Source organism: Micromonospora sp. NPDC049004 (genome assembly GCF_040649315.1).
Classification (GTDB): Bacteria; Actinomycetota; Actinomycetes; order Mycobacteriales; family Micromonosporaceae; genus Micromonospora.
This window is the reverse complement of sequence record NZ_JBEZFG010000003.1, coordinates 49669-75983: the sequence shown is the minus strand read 5'-3', so window position 1 is coordinate 75983 and position 26315 is coordinate 49669. Positions and strand designations below refer to the sequence as shown.

The following is a 26315-nucleotide window of genomic DNA, read 5'->3' as shown; positions in this document are numbered from 1 at the left end:
ACCCTCTCCGGGTCGGGTGCCGTCGGCGTTCAGGGCCGGCGGGCCACGACAGCGCCGTTGGCGCCGGGGGCGTCGAATGGCACGGTACGGACGTCGACGAACCCGGCGTCGGTGAGCCACGCGCCGTACTCGGCCGCCGAGTAGTTCCGGCCGCCCTCGGTCTCGACAAGCATGTTCATGCCCATCAGAGCGGCCTCCGGTGGCCCGGTGCGCTCATCGTTGAGCAGCAGCTCGCAGACGACGATGGCACCACCGGGCGGCAGCGCCGCGTGACAGCGGGCCAGCAGCGCGCGGTTCGTCGGCTCGTCCCAGTCGTGCAGGATCATGCTGAGCAGGATGACGTCGTGCCCGTCCGGCAACGCCGGATCGGCGAGGAAGTCGCCGGGCACCGCGTCGATCCGATCGGTCAGACCGGCCTCCGCGATCCGCTCCCGCGCCCGTACGCAGACGTGCGGCAGGTCCAGGACTGTCGCCCGCAGCTCGGGCAGCCGGCGGCAGAACTCGATCGGGAACGCGCCGGCCCCGCCGCCCACGTCGAGCAGCCGGCGGTGCCCGGAGAAGTCGTACGCCTCGGCCAGCGCGCTCGCCGTGAAACTCGACGTCGAGAACATGGCGTCCCAGAACTGCGTGAGCATCTCCGGATCTTCGGTATCGAACATGGACTGCTGGGACTCCGGGTCCCAGGTCAACGGCCGATCGGTGCGCAGCGCCTCGCCGATGCGGTGCCACGGCAGGTAGGTGCGCAGGTCGGAGTAGCGGATCTGGGCACCGAAGTAGTAGGGCCGACCCTCGACCAGGAACTGCTCGGCCAACTCGGAGTTGCGGTAGCCGTCGCCGGCCTTCTCCAACAGGCCGAGCGAGGCGCACGCGGCGAGCAGCAGGTCCGCCGGCCGGTCCGGCAGCCCGAACTCGGCCGAAGCCTGCTCGACTGTCATCGTCCGTCCACCGGCGAGCCGGGTGAACAGACCGAGGTCGACGCCGGCCGCGAGGGTCTTGAACCCCCACACGCCGGCCACCAGCTGCATGAGGGGAGTCGGGGTGACCATGGCGACATGAGATCACACATCACACGTTTCCACGATGGACTGTCACGCCCGGATCAGCGTCACCAACCCCGCGGCCACCAGCACGCCCGCCCAGAGCCGGTCGACGTTGAACCACGCCCGACGCAGCACCCCGACCCCGAGCACCTGGTTAACCAGCACCGCCACGACCAGAGCGGTGCCCAGCATCGCCACTGTGTGCACGCCCGCCGCGGCCAGCCCGGGCAGCGCACCGAGCGGCGCGGCGGCCAGATGCCCGGAGTGACCTCCGGGCACGGGCTCGGCGACCAGCACCGGCAGCAGCATCAGTCCGGCGCCGTGCGCGGACGACATGAGGAACGACCATCCGGTGAGCTGAGCCGCCGACAGCCGCATCCCCGCCCAGCGGAAGTGCCGCTCGGAGAGCAGCCGCCACAACCCGAAGCCGACCAGCAGCAGGCCGCCGACCACTGCCAGGGCGGTGCTCGCCGTCACCGACCTGGTAGCGGTGACCAGGGCCGCGACGATCGCCACCGAGGCGAGATGCCCCGCCGCGATCGGCGGCAGGGCGCGCAGCAGCGCCATCCGGCTGCGCTCCTGCAGGCCCCGGGCCACCGCGAACAACCACCCCATCGCCGGGTTCAGACCGTGGAACGCGCCGAGCGCCGCCAGCGTCGCGAGCGTCCCGAGGGTCACGGGAAGCAGTACGAGTCGGAGGACGCGTCCCCACCCTGCAATCGCGTCTGGTGCACGCGCAGCCCCCGGAACTCGTCGCCGTGCGGGAAGAACCGCACGTCGGGGGTGAGGCCACCGGCGTCGACATCCACGTCGAGCTTGGCCAGCCAGGCGCCCACCCCGTCGGGATAGAACTGGTCGTCCCACGAGCCGTAGAGAGAGTTGCTGACGTAGACCCGCCGCCCGTCCCGGCTCACCTCCACCATCTGCGGCCCACCGGCGAGGGCCTCGTCGGGCGCGGACGGGTGCGCCGCGCGCCGGACGATCCCGCCGAGGTGCACCGAGCCCGTCTGCACCGGGTGCAGCGGGTCGCTGACGTCGTACTGGCGCAGCTCACCCGTACCCCAGCAGGAGACGTAGAGGAATCGGTCGTCCACCGACAGGTCGATGTCGGTCACCAGCGGCGGCACCGCGCCGAACGGCTTGAGCAGGTCGGGCAGGTTCGCCGGGTCGGCCGGCTCGGCCGGAATGTCGATCACCTTGGTGACCGCCCAGGCATCCCCGTCGCGGTGCCACAGCCAGATCGAGGCGGACAGGTCCTCGACGCTGATCACCACCCCGACGAACCCGTACGACTTCGTCGGATCGTGCGCCGGGCGCAGCTCCAGCGGCATCTGGTACTGATCACCCAGGTCGACCCGCTGCACGTGCCGGCGTTTCGCGAGGTCCCAGAAGTGGATGGCGTGACCGTAGCGCCGGCCCAGCAACAGCTCGCCGATGATCCCGTCCTCGATCATCGACGGCGTGCCCCACTCGCTGGTGACCAGCACGTCCTGGGTGAGGTGCCACCACACGTCGTACGCCAGGAACTGCGGGCCCCGGTCGGCCTCCCACGCCCCGCGCACGTCGAACGTGGTGTGGTCCAGGATCGCGATGCCGCCCGGGCCCTCGGCGCCGTCCGCGCCACCGAGGGCGGAGAGGTAGATGCCGTCCGGGCCGCAGTGCACGGTGTGCGGCCGGGAGTAGCCGGCACGCTTCGCCAGCTCCTCCGGCCCGATCACCTTGACGACCTGCGGCTGGCGCGGGTCGGGCTGCGTGTCGATGACGTGGATCCGCGACGAGCGCAGGCCGGGCACGATCAGGTAGCGCCGCTCGACGTGCGGGTGCGGTGCGGTCGGGCAGAGTGCGCTGCTGCACGCGTTCCACCCGAAGTGGTGCACCTCGTCGCCGAGGTGTGGCAGGTCGGTCCAGCCGACGACCCGGCCGTAGTCGGGGGAGTCGGGGTCGGTGTCCAGCACCGCGATGGCGTCCGGGCGGCTGGCCGTACGGTCGAAGGCCGCCACGTAGGCGAGCTTCTCCGCCGGGGCGGTCGCGGCCTGCGACGGTGACGGGTAGAAGGTGGGGTCGGGCGTCCAGCGGGTCATCGTGTCTCCGCTTCCTCAGGTGGTGGGAACGCCGAGTCGGTCGAGCAGGTGGCGCCGCAGTGCGCCGAAACCCGGGTCGTCCGGCGTACGGGTGGGTGCGAGGTCGACGGGCAACTCCGCGGCGATGCGGCAGTCGTCGAGGAGCAGAATCCGGTCGGCGAGCAGCAGTGCCTCGTCCACGTCGTGGGTGACCAGCAGGGCCGCGAAGCCGTGCTCGGCGCGCAGCCGGCGCAGCAGCACCTGCATCCTGAGCCGGGTGAGCGCGTCCAGGGCGCCGAACGGCTCGTCGAGCAGCAGCAGGTCCGGTTCGCGGACCAGGGCGCGCGCGACGGCCACCCGCTGCGCCTGCCCGCCGGACAGCTCGGCCGGCCAGGCCCGGTGCCGCTCGGCCAGGCCGACCTCGCGCAACGCCCGGTCGATGCGCCCGGCGGTGTCCGGGCCGGACAGGCCGAGCCCGACGTTGGCCGCCACCCGCTTCCAGGGCAGGAGCCGGTGTTCCTGGAAGACCACTGCGGCGGTGCCGTGCACGACTGTCTCGCCGCTGGCGTCACCGTCCAGGCCGGCGAGAACCCGCAGGAGGGTGCTCTTGCCGGAACCGCTGGAGCCCAGCAGGGCCACCACCTCGCCCCGCGCGATGGTGAGGTCGACCCCGGCCAGCACGACCGTCGGCCCGAACGCCCGGTGGATCGCGTGGGCGGTCAGCACCGGCGTCGTGCCGATCAGGTGGCCCGCAGTCCGCGTCGCCATGTCAACATCCTCCTCTCCGCAACGCGCAGGGCAAGGTCGGATATCAGCCCGAGCAGCGCGTAGACGAGCAGGCCGAGGACCACGACGTCGGTCTGGCTGAACTCCCGCGCCTCCATCATCAGAAAGCCGATGCCGGTCTGGGCGTTGACCTGCTCGCCGACGACGAGGCTGAGCCAGGCGGCCCCGATCGCGAGGCGCAGGCCGAGAAAGAGCGACGGCAGCGCGCCGGGCAGCACCACGTGCCGCAGCCGGGCGGCCGGCCCGAGCCCGCAGGCGCGGGCCGCCTCCACCAACCGTTCGTCGATGTCCCGGATGCCGGCGTAGGTGTTGAAGTAGATGGGGAAGAACGCGCCCAGGGCCACCAGGCTGATCTTCAGCGACTCGCCGATGCCGACCCAGATGATCAGCAGGGGAACGAGGCCCAGGTGCGGCAGCATCCGGGCCATCTGCACCGGCGGGTCGACCAGGTCGTCGCCGAGGCGCAACAGCCCGGCCACCGTGCCCAGGACCAGCGCCAGGACGCCGCCGATGAGCAGCCCCGCCCCGGCCCGGGTGAGGGAGTCCACGAGGTGGACGGCGAGCGTGCCGTCGCGGGACAGCCGCCAGCCGGTGGCGAGCACGTCGCTCGGCGCGGGCAGCTTCTCCGGCGCCAGCACGCCGGTCCGGGCGGCCAGCTCCCAGCCCAGCACCAGCACGACCGGGCTGACCAGCCGTCGCCACCGCCGCGCCGGCCGGGGCCGCCGGGGGTCGGGCGGAGCGGCGGCAGCGGCCTCCGGCGGCGTTTCCAACAGCTGTGTACGACTCACTGGAACACCGCGCTGAAGCGGTCGTCCACCCGGCTCCTGATGTCGACAGGGCCCGGTATGAGGTCCAGCGCGATGAAGCTGTCGGTGATCGCCTGGAGCTCGTCGCCGATGGCCGGGGTGACCGGGGCGAGCGGCTTGGCACTGCGGTCCAGGGCGCGACTCGTGACGTCCTCCGGAATCTTCAGCTCCGGCGCGAGCGTGCGGGCCCGCTCCTGCGGGTTGGCGATGCCCCAGTCGGTCACCTCGCGGTAGCGCTGCAGGAAGGCCCGGATGTCGTCCGAGCGCTTGGCGACCGCGTCGGGGGCGGCCAGCACGTACTCGCGGTTGCTGGCCAGGCCTGTCGCGTCCGCGAGCACCCGCACGCCCGGCTGCTCGGCAAGCGCGAAGTACGGGTCCCAGATCACCCAGGCGTCGACCTGCCCGCTGTCGAACGCGGGTCGCCCCTCGGCCGGCTTGAGGTACTTGACCTTGATGTCCTGCAACGTCATCTTGTTGGCCTCCAGCAGCCGGACCAGCAGCCAGTGCACGTTGGAGCCCTTGTTGAGGGCGACCGTCTTCCCCTTGAGGTCGGCGAAGCTGCGGTAGCCGCTGTCGGCCTTGACCAGCACCGCCTCACCCTGCGGGATCGGCGCCGAGGTGCCGATGATGGAGAACGGGATCTTCCCGGCAGCGGCGAAGACGGGTGGCGCCTCGCCGACCTGTCCGATGTCGATCGACCCGGCCTTGAGCGCTTCGGTGAGCGCCGGCCCGCTCTCGAACAGCGACCACTCGACGCCCGGTGTCTCGCCGCGCGCCTTGACCAGACTCAGCCCTCCGAAGCGCTGATAGCCGATCCGCAGCTTGCCCGCGCTGCCTCCGGCGTCGGCGGACCCGCCGCAGGCGCTCAGGGCGACTGCGGCAAGCAGGACCACTGCGGTGAACGCGGCTGTCAGCAGGCGGCGACGCGGGGGATGACTCGGCGAGGGGGTGCGCATGGCGGCTCCTTGGGTCGGGCAGGTGTGCCGGGCCGCATCGACCGGCGTGGGGTGGCGTGGGCGGTAGCCTACTAACCCGATAGGTTTTATGGGTAGGCTGTCGGCGGGATCGTCCCACCCCTCAGGAGGTGCCCGCCTCAACCGCGCGCGCCGTCCGCACCCGCTCCGCCGCGCACTGGAGGAAAGAGCCCCGATGACCCTCACCTTCCACTGGTTCCTGCCCACCAACGGCGACAGCCGCGACATCGTCGGCGGCGGCCACGGCGTGCCGACCGGGGCCGCCGGAGGCGCCCGCCCGGCCAGCGTGGCCTACCTCGGGCAGATCGCCCGCACCGCCGAGCAGCTCGGGTTCGTCGGGGCGCTCACCCCGACCGGTGCGTGGTGCGAGGACGCCTGGCTGTCCACGGCGATGCTCACCGAGGTCACCGAACGCCTGAAGTTCCTGGTGGCCTTCCGGCCCGGCCTGACCTCACCCACCCTCGCCGCCCAGATGGCCTCGACGTTCCAGCGGCTGTCCCGGGGCCGCCTGCTGCTCAATGTGGTCACCGGCGGCGAGTCGCAGGAGCAGCGGGCGTACGGCGACTTCCTGGACAAGGACGCCAGGTACGCGCGGGCCGACGAGTTCCTGCACATCGTCCGCGCGCTGTGGCGGGGTGAGACGGTCGACCACCACGGCGCCCACCTGCGCGTCGAGCAGGCGCGGCTGCACCGGCTGCCCGACCCGGCGCCGCCGGTCTACTTCGGCGGCTCGTCCGCCGCCGCCCTGCCGGTGGCGGTACGCCACAGCGACGTCTACCTCACCTGGGGCGAGCCGCCGGCCCAGGTGGCCGAGAAGCTGGACCGGGTGCGGGTGCTGGCCGCCGACGCCGGTCGGGACCTGCGCTTCGGCATCCGGCTGCACGTCATCGCGCGCGACACCGCCGACGAGGCGTGGGCACAGGCCCGCCGCCTGCTCAACGGCATCGCCGAGGCCGACATCCGGGCCGTGCAGGACGGGCTGCGCCGCAGCGAGTCCGAGGGGCAGCGCCGGATGCTCGACCTGCACGGCGGCTCCCGCGACAGCCTGGAGGTCTCGCCCAACCTGTGGGCCGGCGTCGGACTGGTCCGGGGCGGCGCGGGCACCGCGCTCGTCGGCAGCCACCGCGAGATCGCCGACCGGATCGCCGAATACCACGCGCTCGGCATCGACGAGTTCATCCTCTCCGGCTATCCGCACCTGGAGGAGGCGTACTGGTTCGGCGAGGGCGTGCTGCCGATCCTGCGCGAGCGCGGACTGTGGCGGCACCCCGACGGCCAGCCGGGGCCGGCGGACGACGTCGACATCCCGTTCGCCGGGACGTCGACACCGCGCCCGGCCCCGGAGCCCGTGGCGGCCCGCTGACCGGCCCACCGCCGGGACCGTCGGACTTGTCGTGCCGTGCTATCACGGAGGCACATCCGCGAGCTGGTGGTGATCGCGTGGACGAATGGGCAGCCGACGCGCCCGCACCCGACGACAGGCAGCTGCCTCGACGCGCAGTCCGTCCGCCGCGCGTCGTCCTGTTCCGCGAAGACCTGATCGAGGTCGCGGACGACAGTCCGGTATCCCGGGAACGGTGGTCCGCATCGCCCGCCGACGATGACCTGCTGTTCGTTGACGACGAGCCCGACAGCACGAGGGCCGACGTCGACTGGTCGGACGAGGGCGACCCGGTCGACGCGGCCGAGGCCGCCGACGGACCGTACGCCGTCCCGTGGTGGGTCACCCATGGGGAGCACATCGACGCGACGACGCGGTCCAACCGCAGGGAGCATGGGAACCGGCTGCACGGCATCGTCGCGGGCTACGACACGTTCTGGGACCACGTCGACGTTGATCCGCAGTCGGTGGTCCCCACCGTACGGGACGCGAAGATCGCGCTGGCTTGGCGGGACGTCTCGCTGCAGTTCCTGCGGACGCCGGGACCGCTACCGCTCCTGTTCGGCGCGGTGGTGGCCGCCGTCGCGGCGTTCGCCATGGTCGGCGGGCCGCTGGCTCACCGGCTGGTGGCCGCCGCCACGAGCCTGTCCGTCGGGGTCGTCCTCGCCCTGGCCGTCTCGCGCCTCGCCGTCCCGTATCGCGGGGCGGCCGTCGGCGGCGGTGCCGCGGTCGCGGCGTGCGTCGCGGCGTCGGCCGTCCCCACGATCCAGGCGACCCGCTGGTACGACGTCCTGGTGGGGCTCGCCTTCGCGGGCGCTGGCCTGCTCTTCGTCGCGCTGTGGCCGCTCGTGCGGGCGTGGCGCGTCGAGCGGGAGCACTGGACCCGCCCCGACGTGGCCCTGATCGCCGCCCTCCTGGAGTTCGCCGACCACGTCGAGTCGGATCCGGCACCACCGGAGCGGCGTCGTGTCGTGGAGGCACTGGACCGCGCCGCCACCACGTTCGAGTTCGCGTGGCATCGCGTCAACCGGACGGGTGTCGACGCCACCGACCGGCAGCTGCGGGCCTGGGCCGGCCGGATCCGCGCCGAGACACGGGAGCTGCAACGGTGGTACGCGTTCGACGCCCCGTCGAAGGTCTACCTGCTCCTGCGTACCTACCTGCTCATCCAGGCGATCGTCAACCGCTACTCCCTCGACGACCACGAGGAGGGCTGGGTACGGCACGGCAGCTGGCGCCGGCCACCGACATCGGCGATCGCCCGGCTGTGGGTACGCGGCAAGCGGTCCGGTCGGTACGTGCGCCAATGCCTGCTGGCCGCCGTTCTCGCCAGCGTCGCCCTGCTGCTGCTCGCGGTCACGGTGTGGAGCGCCGTGCCGACCTTCGTCGGCGTGCACATCTCCCGCGACCTCGGCTCGGCGCTGAACTTCGACCCGACGATGCGCGTGTTCGTCGCCACGATCAGCGTGTCGTTGTTCGCCGTGGCCGGGCGCGCGTTCACCCACCGGCGCTGAACCGACCGGCCGGTGCGTGCCCGACAGGCCACGTCCTAGCCGGAACGCCCGACCCGGGCACGGGCGATCCGGCGTGCGGCGAGGCTCACCGCCGTACTGCCCACCGCCATCCCGACCAGCACCAGAACCGCCCCGACGACCCACAGCCCGCTGTCGTCGCGCGACGCGGCCTGGCGTGACCAGGCGGCGGTGAAGGCGACAGTCATCACGGGGGCCACCAGCCACGGGCTGAGTCGCCACGCGGCCAGGGCGGCCAGCAGCACGAGCGTCAGCACGCAGCCGATCACCTGCCACGGCTCGTACGGGCCGCTTGTCGCGCCGGTCCGCGCGTCGACCGTGTAACCGGTGTCCCAGCCCAGCCAGAGCAGCCACACCCCGACCGTGGCCACCGCCAGGAACAGCGCACCGAACAGTGCGTGCGTACGCCTCGTCGCCGTCATCGGGCGATCATCTCCCGCCGTGACCCGGGCGGGAATGAGTACCCGTACCCCGTCGACGGCGTCAGGCGCCCGGTGGCCGACGCGACGTAGCCCGCGTACGCCTGGGCGGGGTTGCCGCCGTAGCCGGGGCGTCGCCGCCGATCCCGAACGGACTGTTGCCCCGGCCGGTGACGATCCTCTACGGTCTGCTCAAGCGGTGGGCGGTGCGGTCCGCATCCGACCGGACACCGCCGGATGCCCGTCGCGCGGGCCGGGATGGTGGAGTCCCGGGCCACCCCGTCGACTGTGGTTCCGGCGGTCGTGTGACTCCAGCTCGTCCCCGGGTGGCTGCTGCCCGGCGCGGCTCCGTACGGAGCCGACGGCGAGCCGGACACGCCGATCCCCACCGGAGAGTCCCGTGTTCCTCAGCCCCCACGAGCAGGACCGCCTGCTCGTCCACGTCGCGGCCGATGTCGCCCGCCGCCGCCGCGAACGCGGCCTGCGCCTCAACTATCCCGAAGCCGTCGCGATGATTACCGCCTTCCTGCTCGAAGGCGCCCGCGACGGTCGGTCGGTGGTCGACCTCATGTCGGCCGGCCGGACCGTGCTCGACCGCGACGACGTCCAGGACGGCATCCCCGAGCTGCTGAGGGAGGTGCAGGTGGAGGCGACGTTCCCGGACGGCACCAAGCTCGTGACGGTGCACCACCCGATCCCGTGATCCCGGGGGAGATCCTGCCGGCGGCCGGCCCGGTCGAGATCAACGCGGGTCGGCCGGTGACCACGGTGGTCGTGGTCAACACCGCCGACCGGCCGGTGCAGGTGGGCTCGCACTACCACTTCGCCGAGACCAACCCGGCCCTCACCTTCGACCGGGTCGCGGCCTGGGGGCAGCGCCTGGCCGTACCGGCGGGCACCTCGGTCCGTTTCGAGCCGGGCGTGAGCCGCAGCGTCGACCTGGTCCCGCTCGGCGGCGCGCGCATCGTGCCGGGCCTGCGCGGGGAGTGCGCCGGGCCGCTGGACGAGGCGTCCCCGACCGGGCCGACCAGCGACGGGCCGGCGCGATGAGCGCCGTGCGGCGGGACCGCTACATCGACCTGTACGGGCCCACCACCGGCGACCGCATCCGACTTGCCGACACGAGCCTGCTGATCGAGGTGGAGACCGACCACTGCGTCGGCGGCGACGAGGCCGTCTTCGGCGGCGGGAAGGTGATCCGCGAGTCGATGGGGCAGTCGCGGGCCACCCGCGCCGACGGTGCCCTCGACACCGTCATCACCGGCGCCGTCGTGCTGGACCACTGGGGTGTGGTCAAGGCCGACGTGGGGCTGCGTGACGGGCGGATCGTCGCCCTCGGTCGGGCCGGCAACCCGGACACCATGCCCGGCGTCCACCCCGACCTGGTCATCGGCCCGGCGACCGAGGTGATCGCCGGCAACGGCCGGATCCTCACCGCCGGTGCCGTCGACACCCACGTGCACTTCATCTGCCCGCAGATCGTCACCGAGGCGCTGGCCAGCGGCATCACCACGCTCGTCGGCGGCGGTACGGGCCCCGCCGAGGGCACCCGGGCCACGACCGTCACGCCCAACGCCTGGCACCTGGCCCGGATGCACGAGGCGCTGGACACGCTGCCGGTCAACGTGCTGCTGCTCGGCAAGGGCAACACCGTCTCGCCGGAGGCGCTGTGGGAGCAACTGCGCGCCGGCGCGGGCGGTTTCAAACTGCACGAGGACTGGGGCACCACCCCGGCGGCGATCGACGCCTGCCTGCGGGTGGCGGACGCCTCCGGGGTCCAGGTGTCGATCCACACCGACACCCTCAACGAGGCCGGATTCGTGGCCGACACGCTGCGCGCCATCGGCGGGCGGGCGATCCACTCGTACCACACCGAGGGAGCGGGAGGCGGGCACGCGCCGGACATCATCACGGTGGCCAGCGAGCCGAACGTGCTGCCGTCGTCGACCAACCCGACCCGCCCGTACACCCGCAACACCCTCGCCGAGCACCTGGACATGCTGATGGTCTGCCACCACCTCAACCCGTCCGTGCCGGAGGACCTGGCGTTCGCCGAGAGCCGGATCCGACCGTCCACCATGGCCGCCGAGGACCTGCTGCACGACCTCGGCGCGATCTCCATCATCGGCTCCGACGCGCAGGCGATGGGCCGGGTGGGCGAGGTGATCCTGCGAACCTGGCAGAGCGCCCACGTCATGAAGGAGCGGGTGGGCGCGCTGCCGGGCGACGGCGCGGCCGACAACCACCGCGCCCGCCGGTACGTGGCGAAGTACACGATCTGCGCGGCGATGGCCAACGGACTGGAACGGGAGATCGGCTCGGTCGAACCGGGCAAGCTCGCCGACCTGGTGCTCTGGGACCCGGCGTTCTTCGGCGTACGGCCGCACCTCGTGCTCAAGGGCGGCATGATCGCGTACGCCCAGATGGGTGACGCCAACGCCTCCATCCCCACCCCGCAGCCGATGCTGCCGCGCCCGATGTTCGGGGCGTACGGGGCCGCTGCGGCGGCCACCAGTCTCACGTTCGTCGCGCCGGCCGCCCTGGACGCCGGACTGCGCCTGGACGTACGACGGCGGGTCGTGCCGGTCGCCGACGTGCGGTCCCGGGGCAAGGCCGACCTGCCGGAGAACAACGCGATGCCGCACATCGAGGTGGACCCGGACACCTTCACGGTGCGGATCGACGGCGAGGTGGTGGAGCCGGACCCGGTGCCCCAGCTGCCGATGGCACAGCGGTACTTCCTGTTCTGATGGCGACGTCGAGCCTGCTCCTGTTGCTGGCCGACGGGCGCTTCCCGGCCGGCGCGCACGCGCACTCCGGCGGCCTGGAGGCGGCCGTCGCCGCCGGCCGGGTGAACGACCTGGCGTCGTTGGAGTCGTTCCTGGTCGGCCGGTTGACCACGGCCGGGCTGGTCGGCGCGGCGTTCGCGGCGGCGGCACACCGGGTGGCGTCGCCGGTCGGCGGCAGCGCCGCCGAGCCGGCCCCGGCCACCGCCCGGCCGGTCGGCCGCGGCCATCCCGCCGGGCGGGCGGGTACGCCTGCCGATCACACCGGGGGGTCGGGTGCGCCTGCCGATTCCGCGGAACGGGCGGTTGCGCTGGCCCGGCTCGACGCGGAGCTGGACGCGCGGACCGCCGCTCCGGCGCTGCGCGCGGTGTCCCGCCGCCAGGGGCGGGCGCTGCTGCGCGCCGGACGGGCCATCTGGCCACGGGCGCCGTTCGGTGACCTGCCCGCCACACCTCAAGGAGCGCACCAGCCGCTGGTGCTCGGCCTGCTCTGCGCCGCCGCCGGGCTGAGCCGCACCGAGACCGCCACGGTCGCCGCGTACGGGACGGTGACCGGTGCGGCCAGCGCCGGCGTACGTCTGCTCGGCCTCGACCCGTACCACGTCCAGGCCCTGCTGGTCGGTCTCGCCGACCTCTGCGACGGCACCGCCGCCGACGCGGCCCGGGCCGCCGACGATCCACCCGAGCGGCTGCCGGCCGCCGCCGCCCCGCTCGCCGACATATCCGCCGAAGTCCACGCCACCTGGGAGGTGCGTCTCTTTGCGTCCTGACACTGTTGAGCCGACCGCTGTACCCGCCGCTGCATCCGCCGCCGGGCCGGTCCCGCCGCACGACGAGACAGTTCTGCACACCCACCCCGAACCGGGGGTGGACCCGCACCCGCCGCTGGCACGGTCGGGCCGGGCGCTGCGGGTCGGCATCGGCGGGCCGGTCGGGTCCGGTAAGACCGCCCTGGTGGCCGCCCTGTGCCGGGCGTTCGCCGACGAGTTGCGGCTCGGGGTGGTGACCAACGACATCTACACCACCGAGGACGCCGACTTCCTCAAGCGGGCCGGCGTCCTGGACCCGGCCCGGATCCGCGCCGTGGAGACGGGGTGCTGCCCGCACACCGCCATCCGTGACGACATCGGCGCCAACCTCGACGCCGTGGACGAACTGGCCGAGGCGCTCGGCCCGCTGGACCTGGTGCTGGTGGAGAGCGGCGGGGACAACCTGACCGCCACGTTCAGCCGGGGCCTGGTCGACCGGCAGATCTTCGTGGTCGACGTGGCCGGCGGGGACAAGGTGCCGCGCAAGGGCGGGCCCGGGGTCACGTCCGCCGACCTCCTCGTGATCAACAAGACCGACCTGGCGCCCATGGTGGGCGCCGACCTCGCGGTGATGGACCGGGACGCGCGGGCCCGGCGCGGCGACCTCCCGACCGTCTTCCTGTCGATCGTCGGCGACCCGACGGCGGCTCGGGTCGCCGACTGGATCCGCCACGAGTTGGCCCACCACGCGGTCCTGCACCCCGTCGCCGCGCCGGCCGGCCCGGCCTGATGCGAGCGTTCGCCCGGCTGGTGGCCCGGGCCACCAGCCGGGGCGGCACGGTCCTGACCGAGGTGCACGGCGAGACGCCGCTGCTGTTGCGGCAGACGCCGGGCGATGCCGGCGTCGCGACCGTGCACGTCGTGGGCGGGGCCGCCGGCCCGCTCGCCGGCGACGACCTGCGCCTGGAGATCGACGTGGGGCCGGGAGCGGCGGTACGGGTGCACAGTGTCGCCGCGTCGGTGGCCCTGCCCGGCCGGCCCGGCGCGGTGTCGCGGATGGCGGTGCGGGCGGTCGTGCACGACGGCGGCGCGCTGCACTGGCTGCCCGAGCAACTCGTCGCGGCGGCCGGCTGCGCCCACCTGGCCGAATCCCGGATCGAGCTGGCCGCCGGGGCGCGGCTGACCTGGCGGGACGAGTTGATCTGCGGCCGGTACGGCGAGTCGCCGGGCGGTGCCGTCGTGCACACCCGGGTCGACTACGACGGCCGGCCGCTGCTGCGCCAGTCACTGGCCGTGGGACCGCAGGCGCCCGGCTGGGCCGGCCCAGCCGTGCTCGGCGGGGCGCCGGCCACCGGCTCGCTGCTGGTGGTGGACCCGTCGCGGCCCGTCGAACCGGCGGCGGTCGACGGGACCGTCGCCCGACTGCCGCTGGCCGGGGGCCCGGCGACACTGTGGACCGCGACCGCCCCGGACGCGCACACCCTGCGCGCCCACCTTCGTGGGTAGGTGAGCCCTCCCCGGCCCGATGTTCGGCATCTCGGCTCCGGCGGGCTGGGGAGCCTCCTATCCTCGAGAGGATGTGCCAACCGGAGCGACCGCCGTTCGGATGACGGCGCACAGGAGGCCGTGATGAGTGGGAAAGATCGGCCCGAGGGCATCAGTCCGACAGCGGTGGAGGGCGCACCCGGTCTGTGGCGTGTCGATCTCCAGAGACACGATCTCAGCATCGAGGGCCGCGAGGTCATCCAGAGCCGGGTGGAGTTCACACCGGACTCTCCGCCGTTCAAGCACTTCCATCCCGGCGAAGAGATCATCTGCGTGCTACAGGGATCGCTGGAGTACACGCTCGAAGGCCAGCCACCTGTGGTGTGCACCGTCGGTGACGCTCTCACCGTGCCGTACGGCGTCCACCATCAGGCCCGCAACGTCGGCGACGGCGTCGCCGTCGAACTGGCCACCTACGTCGTCGAGAAGGGTAAGCCGCTTCTCACCAAGGTGGAGTGACCCGCCGGGCGTCGGGTCAGTGGCGCGGGCCGGCCGCGTCGGCGTGGTCGCGGCGACGGGCCGGGTCGAGGCGGGCGATCAGGTCGCCGAGGTGGTCGAGCAGGGCAGGGTCGGCCAGTACGCCGAGGTCGGCGAGGCTGGCCCGGATCAGCTCGTCGAGGCGGGCGTGTTCGCGAAGACCCCGGGCCGTCAGGTAGGCGCGGATGCGTCGGCGGTCCAGGGGGTCGATCCGCCGGAAGACGAGATTGCGGTCGACGAGCTGGTCGACCAGCTTGGTGAGGGTGCCCGGCGGGAGGGACGCCTCAACTGACACCTCGCTCATCGGGTGGCCCTGACCGTCGGCGAGCAGGCAGAGCACCCGCCACGCCTCGGTGGTCAGATCATCCTCGGCCAGGACGGCGCCCAGCCGGCGGGAGAGCAGCCGTTCGGCGCGGGTGAGCGAGCGCAGCAGGTCGGCTGGCGCCCCGGGCACGTCTGACATGGATCTCCCTGGGCCGGTGGCCCTGCCATGGTACCGAGTCGTCCCGGTCCGTGGTGAGCCCTGGTCTTCCGAGGTGGGCCGGGCAATCATGTGCTCATGTCCGCGCCGGCACCGCCGTGGCTCACCGTCGATCGGGCCGTGGTCAGCATCGCGCTGGTCTATCCGATGCGCGGGCCGGCGGGAATGTTCGGCCCGACCTGCGAACTCTGCGCCCAGCTCGCGGTCGAGGAGATCAACGCCTGTGGCGGTGTGCTGGGCCGCGAGGTGCGGCTGGTGCCGGTCGACGGCGGCGCCCCGCCGGCCGAGGTGGCCGCCGAGGTCGAGGCGCTGGTGTCGGTGGGCGCCGTGCAGGGCGTGACCGGTTGGCACATCTCGTCGGTGCGGCAGGCGCTGGCGCCCCGGGTCGCACACCGGGTGCCGTACGTCTACACCGCCCTGTACGAGGGCGGTGAGCGTACCGAGGGGGTGTTCCTGACCAGCGAGACGCCGGACGCCCAGCTGTGGCCGGCGATGCGGCTGCTCGCCGGGGAGCAGGGCGTACGCCGCTGGTTCGTGGTCGGCAACGACTACGTGTGGCCACGGCGCACCGCGCGGGCCGCCCAGCGGTACGCGGTGCGCGGCGGTGGACGGGTGGTGGGGCAGTCGTTCCTGCCGTTGGAGACGCACGACTTCGGCGACGTGCTGCGCCACATCGAGCGCAGCGAGGCCGACGCGGTGGTGATGCTGCTCGTCGGCGCCGACGCGGTGCGGTTCAACCGGGCCTTCGCCCGCGCCGGGATGGATCAGCGCTGCCTGCGACTGAGCACCCTCATGGACGAGAACATGCTGCTGGCCAGCGGTGCCGGGGCGACGCGGCGGCTCTACAGCACGGCGGGCTTCTTCGCCGGACTGGTGACGCAGGAGAATCTCGACTTCCACGGCGAGTTCGCCCGCCGGTTCGGGGTGGAGGCGCCGCCGCTGGGCAGCCTGGGGGAGTCCTGCTACGAGGGCGTGATGCTGCTCGCCGCGCTGATCGGGCAAGCCCGCACCCTCGACGTGCGGGCGATCGAGACGGCCGCCGACACCGTGGCGTACCACGGGCCGCGCGGTCGACTGCGGCTGCGGCGGCGACACGTGCGCCAGCGGATCTACCTCGCCGAGGCCGACGGGCTCGACTTCACGGTGCTCGCCCAGCTCTGACCGTCGGGTCCGGCCTTGACAGGCCCACCTGGCTCGACCCTAAGATGCTTCCTGCGTGAAGTATCTGGCCGAGGGCCGGATGCCGCGATTGTGTGTCCACCGTCGGCGCAATCTGTTCGCCGACCATTGTGGTGGCCATTATTCTTCGAATTCCTCATGGCCGGCGCCGTCTCCGACTGACGGCGTCGGCCATTGTGGTGTGCGCCTTCGACCGTGCGCGGGAAACAGTCAATTAAGGGCTGGGAAACACTCACGCAATCAAGTCGGTCGACGCTTTGCGTGCCCGTACCCGATGCGATGGCCACCGGCGACGTCCACCCGTCGACCTCGGCATCGCGCACTTGAGCTCCACCGGACCGCACCGACCGTCCATTCGTCACAAGAGTGCACCGCAGGGAGAATAGATGTCACTTCTTTGGAGCCGCCGCATCCTGGCGGGCGCCATGACCCTCGTCGCCGCGGCCGCGCTGAGCGCATGCGGCAGCAAGACCAGTGACGAGGGCGGCGCGGCCGGCGTCACCGCCGACGTCTCCGGCGACACCGTCAAGGTGGGCCTGCTCAACTCGCTCTCCGGCACCATGGCGATCAGCGAGGTCACCGTCCGCGACTCCATCATGCTCGCCGTCGAGGAGATCAACGCGGCCGGCGGCGTGCTCGGCAAGAAGATCCAACCGGTTGGTGAGGACGGCGCCTCGGACTGGCCGACCTTCGCGGAGAAGGCCGAGAAGCTGATCTCCGAAGACCGCGTCGCCGCCGTCTTCGGTTGCTGGACGTCGGCGAGCCGCAAGGCGGTCAAGCCGGTGTTCGAGAAGAACAAGGCGCTGCTGTTCTATCCGGTGCAGTACGAGGGGCTGGAACAGTCGCCCTACATCTTCTACACCGGAGCGACGACCAACCAGCAGATCGTTCCCGGGCTCGACTACCTCAAGGCCCAGGGGGTGAAGTCGGTCTATCTGGTCGGCAGTGACTACGTCTTTCCCCGCACCGCCAACAAAATCATCAAGGCGTACGCGGCCGCCAACGGGATGACGGTGGCCGGCGAGGACTACGCACCGCTCGGGTCCACCGAATTCGGCACGATCGTCAACAAGGTCAAGTCCTCCGGCGCGGATGCCGTGTTCAACACCCTCAACGGCGACAGCAACGTGGCCTTCTTCAAGGAGTACAAGTCGGCCGGTCTGACCGCCGCGGCGATGCCTGTGGTGTCGGTGTCGATCGCCGAGGAGGAGGTCAAGGGCATCGGCACGCAATACCTTCAGGGCCAGCTGACCGCCTGGAACTATTACCAGACCACGCCCGGCGCGGCGAACAGCAAGTTCGTGGCCGCGTACAAGGCGAAGTACGGCGCGGACAAGCCGACGAGCGACCCGATGGAGGCCGCCTACGTCAGCGTCTACCTGTGGAAGGCGATGGTCACCAAGGCCGGCGCGTTCGACGTCGAGAAGGTCCGCACCGCCTCCGACGGGATCACCTTCGACGCGCCGGAGGGCCTGGTCACCGTCGACGGGAAGACCCAGCACATCGCCAAGACCGCCCGGATCGGCAAGATCGGCGCCGACGGTCTGATCACCGAGGTGTGGAACTCCGGCAAGCCTGTCGCGCCGGACCCGTTCCTCAAGACCTACCCATGGGCGAGCGGCCTGAGCTGACGACGCCGGCCCGGGCGGCCGTGTTGCCGCGCGGCCCGCCCGGGCCACCCGACCAGCAGTACGGAGTACCCACCGTGACAGTCCTTTTCGGTCAACTCTTCACCGGCATCAGCATCGGCGCGGTGCTGCTGCTCATCGCGCTCGGGCTGGCGCTGACCTTCGGGCAGATGAACGTCATCAACATGGCGCACGGCGAGTTCATCATGGCCGGCGCGTACACCACGTACGTCCTGCAGCAGAGCATCACCTCCGCCGGCCTGTCGCTGGTGGTCGCGCTGCCGGTGGCGTTCGTGGTCGCCGGCACGATGGGTGTGCTGCTGGAGATCCTGCTGATCCGCCGGCTCTACGCCCGCCCGTTGGACACCCTGCTGGTCACCTGGGGTGTGTCGCTGATGCTGCAACAGCTCGCCCGCGACGTCTTCGGCAGCCCGAACGTGCAGACCCGCGCGCCGGACCTGCTGACCGGCAACGTGGCGTTGCCCGGCGGGCTGACCATCGCCAACAACCGGCTGTTCATCCTGGCCCTGGCCCTGGCCGCCGTCGCGGCGCTCACCCTGGCGCTGCGGCTCACCCCGCTCGGGCGTCGGATCCGCGCGGTGGTGCAGAACCGCGACCTCGCCGCGGTGTCCGGCATTCCCACCGCTCGAATCGACCGGACGACGTTCTTCCTCGGCTCCGGCCTGGCCGGGCTCGCCGGGGTGGCGCTCACCCTGCTCGGCCCGATCGGCCCGACAATGGGCACCAACCTGATCATCGACGCCTTCCTGGTCGTCGTGGTCGGCGGGATCGGCCAGCTCAAGGGCAGCGTGATCGTCGCCTTCGCCCTCGGCGTGCTGCAGGCCACCGGGGAATACCTGACCACCCTCAGCGTCGCCAAGGTGATCGTGTTCGTGGCGATCGTCGCGTTCCTCCAGTGGCGACCACAGGGCCTGTTCACCCTGCGGACCAGGAGCCTCGCATGACCGCCGTGACACCCGCCCCACCGGACACCGCCGTGCGACAGGCGCCGGCCGGTGCCGTACCGCCGAACCCGCCGGGGGGGCGGTCGCGGCTGCGCGCGGTGGCGGGCTTCGCGTTCGGCGCGGCGTTGCTCTTCGCCGTGGCGCCGCTGGTCCTGTCGGACTTCCGGTTGGCCCTGCTGGCCAAGTACCTCTGCGTCGCCATGGTCGCGGTGGGCATCGGGATCGCCTGGGGCCGGGGCGGCATGCTCACCCTCGGCCAGGGCGTCTTCTTCGGCCTGGGCGGCTACGCGATGGCCATGCACCTCAAGCTCGCCGACGCGGGCCCGGGTGGGATGCCCGACTTCATGCAGCTGTACGGGCAGCTCGACGAACTGCCCCTGTGGTGGCGGCCGTTCGCCAGCCCGTGGTTCGCGCTGCCCGCCACGGTGCTGCTGCCGATGGCGGTCGCCTTCGGGCTCGGTTCGCTGGTGTTCCGCCGCCGCGTGCGGGGCGCGTACTTCGCCATCCTCAGTCAGGCCCTCGCCGCCGCCATGGTGATCCTCCTGATCGGGCAGCAGGGCACCACGGGCGGCACCAACGGGCTCACCGACATCCAGGGCTTCTTCGGCTACGACCTCGACGACCCGGTCAACCAGCGGATGGTCTACTTCATCATCGCCGCAGTCCTGCTGGCGTTGCTCGCGCTGGCCCGCCAGCTCATCCACAGCCGCTACGGCGAGCTGCTGGTGGCGGTCCGCGACGGCGAGGAGCGGGTCCGCTTCCTCGGCTACGACCCGGCGTCGGTCAAGCTCGTCGCGTACGTGGTCGCGGCCGGTATGGCGGGGCTGGCCGGGGCGCTGTTCGTGCCGGCGGTGGGCATCATCTCGCCCGCGCTGATCGGGATCGTCCCGTCGATCGAGTTCGTCATCGGGGTGGCGGTGGGTGGCCGGGCGACGCTGCTGGGCCCGGTGCTCGGCGCGGTGGCGGTGGCCTGGGCGCGTACCGCCCTGTCGGAGCGTTTCCCGGGGACCTGGACGTACCTGCAGGGTCTGCTCTTCGTGGTCGTGGTGGCGTTCCTTCCCGGCGGCCTGGCGTCGCTGTGGGCGCTGGCCCGCCATCGGGCCCCCGGGCCGGCGTCGGACCGGCGTGGATGGTCGCCGCTGGGCCGGCGACGCGGCGATCGAGCGGAGGTGCCGGCGGCATGAGCGGCGATCGGCTGGACGGCCTGTCCGTCCGTGACGTGCGGGTCAGCTTCGACGGCTTCACCGCAGTCGACGGCGTCTCGCTGGAGGTGCCGGCCGGCGACATCCGGTTCCTGATCGGGCCGAACGGCGCCGGCAAGACCACCCTCGTCGACGCGGTCACCGGCCTGGTGCGGGCCACCGGCTCGGTACGGTTCGGCGACCAGGAGCTGCTCGGCCGCCCGGTGCACCGGATCAGCCGGCTGGGCATCGGGCGGACGTTCCAGACGTCCACGGTGTTCGAGGAGCTGTCGGTCGTGCAGAACCTCGACATCGCGGCCGGCGCCCGGCGGAGCTGGGTGACGCTGGCGCGGCGCCGGCGGGGGATACCCGACGAGGTGGCCGCCGCGCTGGAAACCATCGGTCTGACCGGGCGGGCCGACCAGCTCGCCGGGACGCTCGCGCACGGTCAGAAGCAGTGGCTGGAGATCGGCATGCTGCTGGTGCAGGACGCGCGGCTGCTGCTGCTCGACGAGCCGGTCGCCGGGATGAGCCACGAGGAACGCGACGCCACCGGCGCGCTGCTGGAGACGGTGAGCCGGGACCGCACGGTGGTGGTGATCGAGCACGACATGGACTTCCTGCGCCGGTTCGCGCGCAGCGTCACGGTGCTGCACGCCGGCAAGGTGCTCAGCGAGGGCACTGTGGCGCAGGTCCAGGCGGATCCGCGTGTGCAGGAGGTCTACCTTGGCCACCCGGTCGACGCCGGGGCGGTTCCCAGCGGTCTGGAGGCATGATGCTGACCCTGCGCGGGGTGCACGCCGGATACGGGCGTTCGAGGGTGCTGCACGGGGTGGATCTCGCCGTCCCGCCCGACGGGGTGGCCGCGGTGCTCGGGCACAACGGCGCCGGCAAGAGCACCCTGCTGCGGGTCGCGGCGGGCCTGCTGCGCCCCAGCGCCGGCACCGTCGAGCTGGACGGCGAGGACGTCACCCGTCTCGCACCGCACGAGCGGGTGCAGCGTGGGATGGCGTACGTCCCGCAGGGCCAGCAGTGCTTCGGGCACCTGACGGCCGGGGAGAACCTGCGCCTGGTCGCCGACGGTCGGCGTGACGGCGCGGTGGCCACGGCGGAGGTGCTGGACCTGTTCCCGGCGCTGCGCCCGCTGCTGCGCCGGCGGGCCGGGCTGCTCTCCGGCGGCCAGCGCCAGCAACTGGCCATCGCCCGCGCGCTGATCACCCGGCCCCGGCTGCTGATGCTCGACGAGCCGACCGAGGGCATCCAGCCGTCGGTGGTCGCGGAGATCCAGGAGCGGATCGTCGAGCTGACCCGGCAGCCCGGCTTCAGCGTGCTGCTCGTGGAGCAGCACCTGGGTTTCGCGCTGCGGGTGGCGAACCGCTACCACGTGCTGGAGTCCGGCCGGGTCACCTCGGACGGCGACGGCGGCGTCACCGCGGAGCGGGAGGTCCGGGCGGCCCTGGCGGTCTGACCGCACCCCCGCCGCCGGTCAGGTCCTCGGCGCGGGCCCTGTCGAGTCGCGGACGACCAGCAGGTGGCCGGTGGCGCGGCGGCGGGGCCGCGCCGAGCGGGGCTTGAGGGCGAGGGTGAGCGCGGTGCGGCCCATCTCGGCCATCGGCAGTCGGATGGTGGTGAGGCTGGGCGCGAGGTCGGCGGCGACGGACACGTCGTCGAAGCCGACGACGGAGACCCGCGCGGGCACCGGCACGCGGCGCGACCGCAGCGTCGAGAGCACGCCGATCGCCATGGCGTCGTTCAGCGCGATGATCGCCGTGGTCTCCGGGTGCTCGTTGAGGATCTGCTCGGTGGCGGCGCGTCCACCACCGCGGGTGAAGTCCCCGTGTACGACAGTCAGGTCGTCGGGGCGCAGCCCGCGCTGCCGCAGCGCGGACGTGACGCCGGCGAGCCGGTCGGCGACAGTGGTGAGGCCGGCGCTGCCGGCGGCGACCGCGATGCGGCGGTGGCCGATGTCCATGAGGTGCGTGGCGAGCGCGTGGCCACCGGCCTCGTTGTCCGGCAGGACGGCGTCGACGCCGAGCGCGTGCCGGCCGATGGCGGCGACCCGACCGCCGTGGTCCTGGAACGCCGCCAGCTCGGCGCGGGCCTCGGTCTCGACCCGCGGGTCGTCGTACCCGGAGCCGCTGATCAGGATGATGCCGACCCGTTGGGCGATGAGGTGGCGCAGCTGTTGCAGCTCGTAGCCCGGGTCGCGGCCGGACTGGCAGATCTGCACCAGCAGCCCCTGCTCGGCGGCGAGTTGGATGACTCCGGCGGCGATCTCGGAGAAGTAGGGGTCGTCGACCTGGTGGACGATCAGCCCGACGGTGGAGCGGGCGCCGCCGGCCAGGGTGCGGGCGTACGGGTTGGCGACGTAGCCCAGCTCGTGGGCGACCCGCCGGATCCGGTCGGCCACCTCGGTGCTGACCCCCTCGCGGCCGGCGAGGGCCCGGGAGGCGGTGGCCAGCGAGACGCCCGCGCGTTCGGCCACCTCCACGAGGCGGGGCCGCTGGCCAGCCCTGGGCATCCGCAACTCCCCGGAAACATCCATGTCACCCGATCTATTGCCAGTGACGTTCGTCGAAGCCTAGGGTACGTAAGCGCTTACGTAAGCGCTTACGTAGCGGGCACCGGCGTGCCGCGAAACGAGGTGAACGATGTCCAGAGCCCGAATCGTCGCCGTCTCGCTCCTGGTGGTCGGCGTGCTGACCGGCGCGGGCGTACCGCCGGCCCAGGCGGACCGGAGCACCGCCCGCGACGTCCATCCGGCCTTGCGGGCGCACCTGGTCGCCGCGTACGACTTCGACCACCCGGTGCCGGGCGACCCGGCCCTGGAGCGTGACCAGGGCCGCTCGGGCACCGAGATCGAGCTGATCAACGGCGGCGCGGCGATGCGGGTGCCCGATCGCGCCTACCGGGGCAGCGGCAACGCGGTGCAGACCCGGCAGGTCGACCCGGCGACCACCGGCAACGACGACTGGAAGGCCGGGACGTGGTCGGCCAGCGGGGTGCGGACGTTGCGCGCCTTCAGCGCCACCGGCGGCACCACCATCATGGGCTGGTTCAAGCTGAACATGGACAGCCCGGCGCTCAACTCCACCACCGCCGACCCGGACGACAGGTACAACGCGATAGGGCTGGCCGGCCTGCTCACCGGCGACTCCGACGGGCACGGCGTCCGGGCTCTGCTGGAGCTGATCGACGTCGACGGCGAACTGCGCCTCGTCGCGCTCGGCCGCCGCCTCGACGGCGGCAACTCGCAGACGTTCGCCGCGCGGCCGGACTGGCGGGACCTGCTGCCGGTGGGGGAGTGGGTGCACCTCGCGGCCACCTTCGACTTCGGCACCGGCGCGCTGGCCCTCTACCGCAACGGCGAACCCGTCGACGGTTTCTACACCCGCGCCGACGACCCGTGGCTCGTGTCGGGGCCCGGCCTGCACGTGACCACCGCCTCCGACCCGCGGGGCATCAAGATCGGCGGGAGCTTCCCGCAGGACACGCTCGAACGCAACCCCTGCGACTGCCGCATGGACGGCCTGCTGTTCCTCGACAGCGTGGTCTCCGCGCGCGACGTGCGCAGGCAGTACCACCACCTGGCCCGCTGACCACCCTCGGCACCGTCCCACCGAGAAGGAGACACGCGTGCGCACCCTCCACCGCCGACCCACCCTGAGGGCCGGCCTCACCGCCCTCGTGGTGGTGCTGTCCACACTGGTCGCGGCCCCCGCCCGAGCCGCCGACGCGGTCTACGACCCGATCCCCGAGATGCCGACCCAGTCCCGCCTCGGGCTGGTCCTGAGCGAGTACGCGCGCTTCCCGCAGTCGTACCCGACCCCCGCGCCGACGGACCAGCGGCTCATGCGGACCGCCCGGATCAACACGATCATGGAGTTGCCCGACGGCTCCGGCCGGCGCGCGGTGCCCGACCTGAACGGCAACCTCTACCTGGTCGAGAACGGCGTGCCGCACGTCTACCTCGACATGGCGGCCACCTTCGCGCCCCAGTTCTTCTCCGGCCGGGGGCTCGGTCAGGGCTTCGGGTACGTCGCCTTCCACCCCGAGTTCGGCGTCAACGGCCGGTTCTACACCATCCACACCGAGCTGGCCTCGGCGACGACCACGCCACCGGACCACGCCCAGGCCGGCACGATCTACCACGGTGTCATCACCGAGTGGACGGCCACCGACCCGGCCGCCGACACCTTCGCCGGCACCCGCCGGGAGGTGCTCCGCATCGGCTTCGGCGGGCAGGTGCACGGCATCCAGGAGATCAACTTCAACCCGACGGCGAAGCGCCACGACCGCGACTACGGCCTGCTGTACCTCGCCGTCGGCGACGGCGGCCTGGGCGTACGCACCACCGACCCGCAGAACCTGGGCCTGCCGCACGGCAAGCTGCTGCGCATCGACCCGCGCGGCGTCAACTCGGCCAACGGCCGGTACGGCATTCCCGCCGACAACCCGTTCGTCGGGCAGGCCGGCGCGCTCGGCGAGATCTACGCCGTGGGCTTTCGCGACCCGCACCGGTTCAGCTGGGACCGGGCGACCGGCCGGATGTACCTCGGGCACATCGGTGAGCACGCCATCGAGGCGATCTACGAGGTCCGCGCCGGCGACAACTTCGGCTGGAGCGAGCGCGAGGGCTCCTTCGTCTTCGACAAGGCGGCCACCAACCCCTGCGACCGGCTGTTCCCGCTGCCCGCCGACGACGAGCGCTACGGCTACACGTACCCCGTCGCCGCGTACGACCACGACCCCGCCGCGGACTGGAACTGCACCGCGGACGTCGGCGTCGCGGTGGCCGGCGGGTTCGTCTACCGGGGACGCGCGGTGCCCGCGCTGCGCGGCAAGTACGTCTTCGGCGACCTGGTCGACGGCCGGGTGCTCTACACCGAGGCGAACGAGATGCGCCGCGGTCACGGCCTCGCCCCGATCCACCAGCTCGCGCTCTTCGACGCCGCGGGTGGCCCGGTGCGGATGCGGGACCTCTCCGCGCCGGGCGCCCCCGGCGACCCCAACCGGGTCGACCTGCGCTTCGGCACCGACGCCGCCGGCGAGCTGTACCTCGTCGCCAAGGCCAACGGCACGATCTGGAAGGTGACCGGCATGAGGGAGTTCGCCAGCGGCGACATCGGCGACACCACGCTGCGCCGCACCGCGGGCGCCGCGAACTGGGCGCCGGTGACGCCCGCGAAGTGGCAGTTCACCCGCGACCAGGTCATCCTCGCCGAGGCCGGGGAGAGCCGGCCGGGCCCGCGCCGGCCATTCGAGTACGCCGTGCTGACCGCCGGCCCGGCGTGGTCGTCGGTGCAGATCGACGCCCGGGTACGACTCGACACACCTGTGGAGATCAGCAACCGCGACGTGATCATCGTCTTCGGCTGGCGCTCGGACACGGAGTTCTACTACGCCCACCTCTCCACCGACAACACGATCTATCCGCACAACGGCATCTTCAAGGTCAACAACGCCGACCGGGAGCGCATCGACCACCAGTGGAACGGCCGCTCCCGTGGCGCCAACCCGGCGATCACCGACGCCGAGTGGCACCGCGTACGCGTCGTGCACCTGCCGGCCACCGGCGAGATCGCCGTCTACGTCGACGGGCACCGCGACCCGCTGCTCAGCGCGAAGGACACCACCTTCGGCTCGGGGCGGGTGGGCTTCGGCTCGTTCGACAACGTCGGCCGGCTGCGCAACCTCACCGTCACCGGCACACCGGCCTGAGACCCGCCGGGGGCGGCGGTCACCGTGCCGCCGTCCCCCTCGGGCGCGCAACCCGCCCGGAGGGCACCGTCGCGTTCGTAGAATCCGTGCCATGGCGCAGATCGTCGAGTTGCTGGCCTCGCCCGTGCACCGCTTCCTGGGCCGGCCCTCCGACGGCCCGGCGCCGGCCCCTCCCGGCGAACTGGTCGACACCGTCGCGCTCCGCGCCGGCCTCGGCATCGTCGGCGACCGCTACTTCGGCAAGCCCGCGCACCGCGACGCCAGCGTGACAGTGATCGCCCAGGAGTCCCTGCCGGCCGGCATCGGCCTCGCGCAGGTGCGACGCAACATCCTCACCGCCGGCATCGCCGTGGACGAGCTGATCGGCCGGGTCCTGATCCTGGATTCCGGCGACGGCCCGGTAAGCCTGCGGGTGAACCGGGCCGCCCGACCGTGCGCCTGGATGGACGTCACTGTCGGTCCGGGCGCCTGGAAGGCGCTGCGCACCACGGGCGGCATCCGCTGCACCCCGCTCAACGACGGTCTGCTGCGCGTCGGCCCGATCGACGCCACAGTGAGCTGAAGCGGCACACGCCGGCCGCCACCGTGAGCTGGGCGGAACAGCC

Annotated in this window: 27 protein-coding genes; 18 read left to right on the top strand and 9 right to left on the bottom strand. The window is 72.5% G+C overall.

What is annotated here, in order from left to right:
* Nucleotides 1-29: 29 nt before the first annotated feature.
* Genes AB0B97_RS09910 through AB0B97_RS09885 form a run of 6 tightly spaced genes read right to left on the bottom strand, consistent with a single transcriptional unit; the run spans nucleotide 30 to nucleotide 5648 of the window.
* Complete coding sequence (locus AB0B97_RS09910; protein ID WP_357492242.1) at nucleotides 30-1046, bottom strand: methyltransferase; 1017 nt, start codon at nucleotides 1044-1046, stop codon at nucleotides 30-32.
* A 42-nt stretch (nucleotides 1047-1088) separates the two neighbouring features.
* Nucleotides 1089-1718, bottom strand: coding sequence for a hypothetical protein (locus AB0B97_RS09905; protein WP_357492240.1), 630 nt, complete (start codon nucleotides 1716-1718; stop codon nucleotides 1089-1091).
* Complete coding sequence (locus tag AB0B97_RS09900; protein WP_357492238.1) at nucleotides 1715-3121, bottom strand: selenium-binding family protein; 1407 nt, start codon at nucleotides 3119-3121, stop codon at nucleotides 1715-1717. The genes AB0B97_RS09905 and AB0B97_RS09900 overlap by 4 nt, the downstream gene beginning before the upstream one ends.
* 15 nt (nucleotides 3122-3136) lie before the next feature.
* Complete coding sequence (locus tag AB0B97_RS09895; RefSeq protein ID WP_357492236.1) at nucleotides 3137-3868, bottom strand: ABC transporter ATP-binding protein; 732 nt, start codon at nucleotides 3866-3868, stop codon at nucleotides 3137-3139.
* Nucleotides 3841-4674 (bottom strand): ABC transporter permease subunit, encoded by an 834-nt coding sequence (locus AB0B97_RS09890; protein ID WP_357492234.1) that lies wholly within the window; start codon nucleotides 4672-4674, stop codon nucleotides 3841-3843. The genes AB0B97_RS09895 and AB0B97_RS09890 overlap by 28 nt, the downstream gene beginning before the upstream one ends.
* The gene (locus AB0B97_RS09885) at nucleotides 4671-5648 is read right to left on the bottom strand and encodes an aliphatic sulfonate ABC transporter substrate-binding protein (protein ID WP_357492232.1); all 978 of its coding nucleotides are present in this window, start codon (nucleotides 5646-5648) and stop codon (nucleotides 4671-4673) included. The genes AB0B97_RS09890 and AB0B97_RS09885 overlap by 4 nt, the downstream gene beginning before the upstream one ends.
* A gap of 193 nt (nucleotides 5649-5841) precedes the next feature.
* On the opposite strand from AB0B97_RS09885, the gene AB0B97_RS09880 reads away from it, so the two are divergent.
* Entirely contained in the window at nucleotides 5842-7029 is a 1188-nt protein-coding gene (locus AB0B97_RS09880; protein WP_357492230.1) for an LLM class flavin-dependent oxidoreductase, read from the top strand.
* A gap of 77 nt (nucleotides 7030-7106) precedes the next feature.
* The gene (locus tag AB0B97_RS09875) at nucleotides 7107-8561 is read left to right on the top strand and encodes a hypothetical protein (RefSeq protein ID WP_357492228.1); all 1455 of its coding nucleotides are present in this window, start codon (nucleotides 7107-7109) and stop codon (nucleotides 8559-8561) included.
* 35 nt (nucleotides 8562-8596) lie between these two features.
* Here the strand turns inward: AB0B97_RS09875 and AB0B97_RS09870 are convergent, their stop codons facing one another.
* Nucleotides 8597-9001: a hypothetical protein gene (locus AB0B97_RS09870; protein ID WP_357492226.1), complete on the bottom strand. Its 405-nt coding sequence runs from the start codon at nucleotides 8999-9001 to the stop codon at nucleotides 8597-8599.
* A 397-nt stretch (nucleotides 9002-9398) separates the two neighbouring features.
* Here AB0B97_RS09870 and AB0B97_RS09865 point away from each other — a divergent pair, with 397 nt between their 5' ends.
* The 7 genes from AB0B97_RS09865 to AB0B97_RS09835 all read left to right on the top strand — a co-directional run bounded on the left by AB0B97_RS09865 (nucleotide 9399) and on the right by AB0B97_RS09835 (nucleotide 14537).
* A complete protein-coding gene (locus AB0B97_RS09865) occupies nucleotides 9399-9701 on the top strand; it encodes an urease subunit gamma (protein WP_234583798.1) in 303 nt (100 codons plus the stop codon).
* Nucleotides 9698-10048, top strand: coding sequence for an urease subunit beta (locus tag AB0B97_RS09860; protein WP_357492224.1), 351 nt, complete (start codon nucleotides 9698-9700; stop codon nucleotides 10046-10048). Before AB0B97_RS09865 ends, AB0B97_RS09860 begins: the two co-directional genes overlap by 4 nt.
* Nucleotides 10045-11748: an urease subunit alpha gene (locus tag AB0B97_RS09855; RefSeq protein ID WP_234583799.1), complete on the top strand. Its 1704-nt coding sequence runs from the start codon at nucleotides 10045-10047 to the stop codon at nucleotides 11746-11748. Before AB0B97_RS09860 ends, AB0B97_RS09855 begins: the two co-directional genes overlap by 4 nt.
* Nucleotides 11748-12554, top strand: coding sequence for an urease accessory UreF family protein (locus AB0B97_RS09850; RefSeq protein WP_357492221.1), 807 nt, complete (start codon nucleotides 11748-11750; stop codon nucleotides 12552-12554). The genes AB0B97_RS09855 and AB0B97_RS09850 overlap by 1 nt, the downstream gene beginning before the upstream one ends.
* Nucleotides 12555-12627: 73 nt before the next feature.
* Nucleotides 12628-13323, top strand: a complete 696-nt coding sequence (ureG, locus tag AB0B97_RS09845) for an urease accessory protein UreG (protein ID WP_357493413.1) — start codon at nucleotides 12628-12630, stop codon at nucleotides 13321-13323.
* A complete protein-coding gene (locus tag AB0B97_RS09840) occupies nucleotides 13323-14039 on the top strand; it encodes an urease accessory protein UreD (protein ID WP_357492219.1) in 717 nt (238 codons plus the stop codon). The genes ureG and AB0B97_RS09840 overlap by 1 nt, the downstream gene beginning before the upstream one ends.
* Nucleotides 14040-14162: 123 nt before the next feature.
* The gene (locus AB0B97_RS09835; protein ID WP_357492217.1) at nucleotides 14163-14537 is read left to right on the top strand and encodes a cupin domain-containing protein; all 375 of its coding nucleotides are present in this window, start codon (nucleotides 14163-14165) and stop codon (nucleotides 14535-14537) included.
* 16 nt (nucleotides 14538-14553) lie between these two features.
* Here the strand turns inward: AB0B97_RS09835 and AB0B97_RS09830 are convergent, their stop codons facing one another.
* A complete protein-coding gene (locus tag AB0B97_RS09830; protein WP_357492215.1) occupies nucleotides 14554-15018 on the bottom strand; it encodes a MarR family transcriptional regulator in 465 nt (154 codons plus the stop codon).
* A gap of 96 nt (nucleotides 15019-15114) precedes the next feature.
* On the opposite strand from AB0B97_RS09830, the gene AB0B97_RS09825 reads away from it, so the two are divergent.
* The 6 genes from AB0B97_RS09825 (at nucleotide 15115) to urtE (ending at nucleotide 21457) form a co-directional block, all read left to right on the top strand.
* Nucleotides 15115-16197, top strand: a complete 1083-nt coding sequence (locus tag AB0B97_RS09825; protein ID WP_357492213.1) for a substrate-binding domain-containing protein — start codon at nucleotides 15115-15117, stop codon at nucleotides 16195-16197.
* A gap of 404 nt (nucleotides 16198-16601) precedes the next feature.
* On the top strand, nucleotides 16602-17846 hold the full coding sequence (gene urtA / locus AB0B97_RS09820) for an urea ABC transporter substrate-binding protein (RefSeq protein ID WP_357492211.1): 1245 nt from the start codon (nucleotides 16602-16604) through the stop codon (nucleotides 17844-17846).
* Nucleotides 17825-18808 carry an urea ABC transporter permease subunit UrtB gene (gene urtB / locus AB0B97_RS09815; protein WP_357492209.1) on the top strand — a complete coding sequence of 328 codons (984 nt, stop codon included), beginning with the start codon at nucleotides 17825-17827 and terminating at the stop codon, nucleotides 18806-18808. Before urtA ends, urtB begins: the two co-directional genes overlap by 22 nt.
* Nucleotides 18805-19992 (top strand): urea ABC transporter permease subunit UrtC, encoded by a 1188-nt coding sequence (gene urtC / locus AB0B97_RS09810; protein WP_357492207.1) that lies wholly within the window; start codon nucleotides 18805-18807, stop codon nucleotides 19990-19992. The genes urtB and urtC overlap by 4 nt, the downstream gene beginning before the upstream one ends.
* Nucleotides 19989-20765: an urea ABC transporter ATP-binding protein UrtD gene (urtD, locus tag AB0B97_RS09805; RefSeq protein ID WP_357492205.1), complete on the top strand. Its 777-nt coding sequence runs from the start codon at nucleotides 19989-19991 to the stop codon at nucleotides 20763-20765. Before urtC ends, urtD begins: the two co-directional genes overlap by 4 nt.
* The gene (urtE, locus tag AB0B97_RS09800) at nucleotides 20765-21457 is read left to right on the top strand and encodes an urea ABC transporter ATP-binding subunit UrtE (protein ID WP_234586780.1); all 693 of its coding nucleotides are present in this window, start codon (nucleotides 20765-20767) and stop codon (nucleotides 21455-21457) included. Before urtD ends, urtE begins: the two co-directional genes overlap by 1 nt.
* Before the next feature lie 18 nt (nucleotides 21458-21475).
* On the opposite strand, the gene AB0B97_RS09795 is transcribed toward urtE, so the two are convergent.
* Complete coding sequence (locus AB0B97_RS09795) at nucleotides 21476-22510, bottom strand: LacI family DNA-binding transcriptional regulator (protein WP_357492203.1); 1035 nt, start codon at nucleotides 22508-22510, stop codon at nucleotides 21476-21478.
* Nucleotides 22511-22640: 130 nt separating this feature from the next.
* On the opposite strand from AB0B97_RS09795, the gene AB0B97_RS09790 reads away from it, so the two are divergent.
* The 3 genes from AB0B97_RS09790 to AB0B97_RS09780 all read left to right on the top strand — a co-directional run bounded on the left by AB0B97_RS09790 (nucleotide 22641) and on the right by AB0B97_RS09780 (nucleotide 26272).
* Nucleotides 22641-23588 carry a LamG-like jellyroll fold domain-containing protein gene (locus tag AB0B97_RS09790; protein WP_357492201.1) on the top strand — a complete coding sequence of 316 codons (948 nt, stop codon included), beginning with the start codon at nucleotides 22641-22643 and terminating at the stop codon, nucleotides 23586-23588.
* 37 nt (nucleotides 23589-23625) lie between these two features.
* On the top strand, nucleotides 23626-25710 hold the full coding sequence (locus AB0B97_RS09785; RefSeq protein WP_357492199.1) for a PQQ-dependent sugar dehydrogenase: 2085 nt from the start codon (nucleotides 23626-23628) through the stop codon (nucleotides 25708-25710).
* A 91-nt stretch (nucleotides 25711-25801) separates the two neighbouring features.
* Nucleotides 25802-26272, top strand: a complete 471-nt coding sequence (locus tag AB0B97_RS09780) for a molybdenum cofactor biosysynthesis protein (RefSeq protein WP_357492197.1) — start codon at nucleotides 25802-25804, stop codon at nucleotides 26270-26272.
* Nucleotides 26273-26315: the final 43 nt, after the last annotated feature.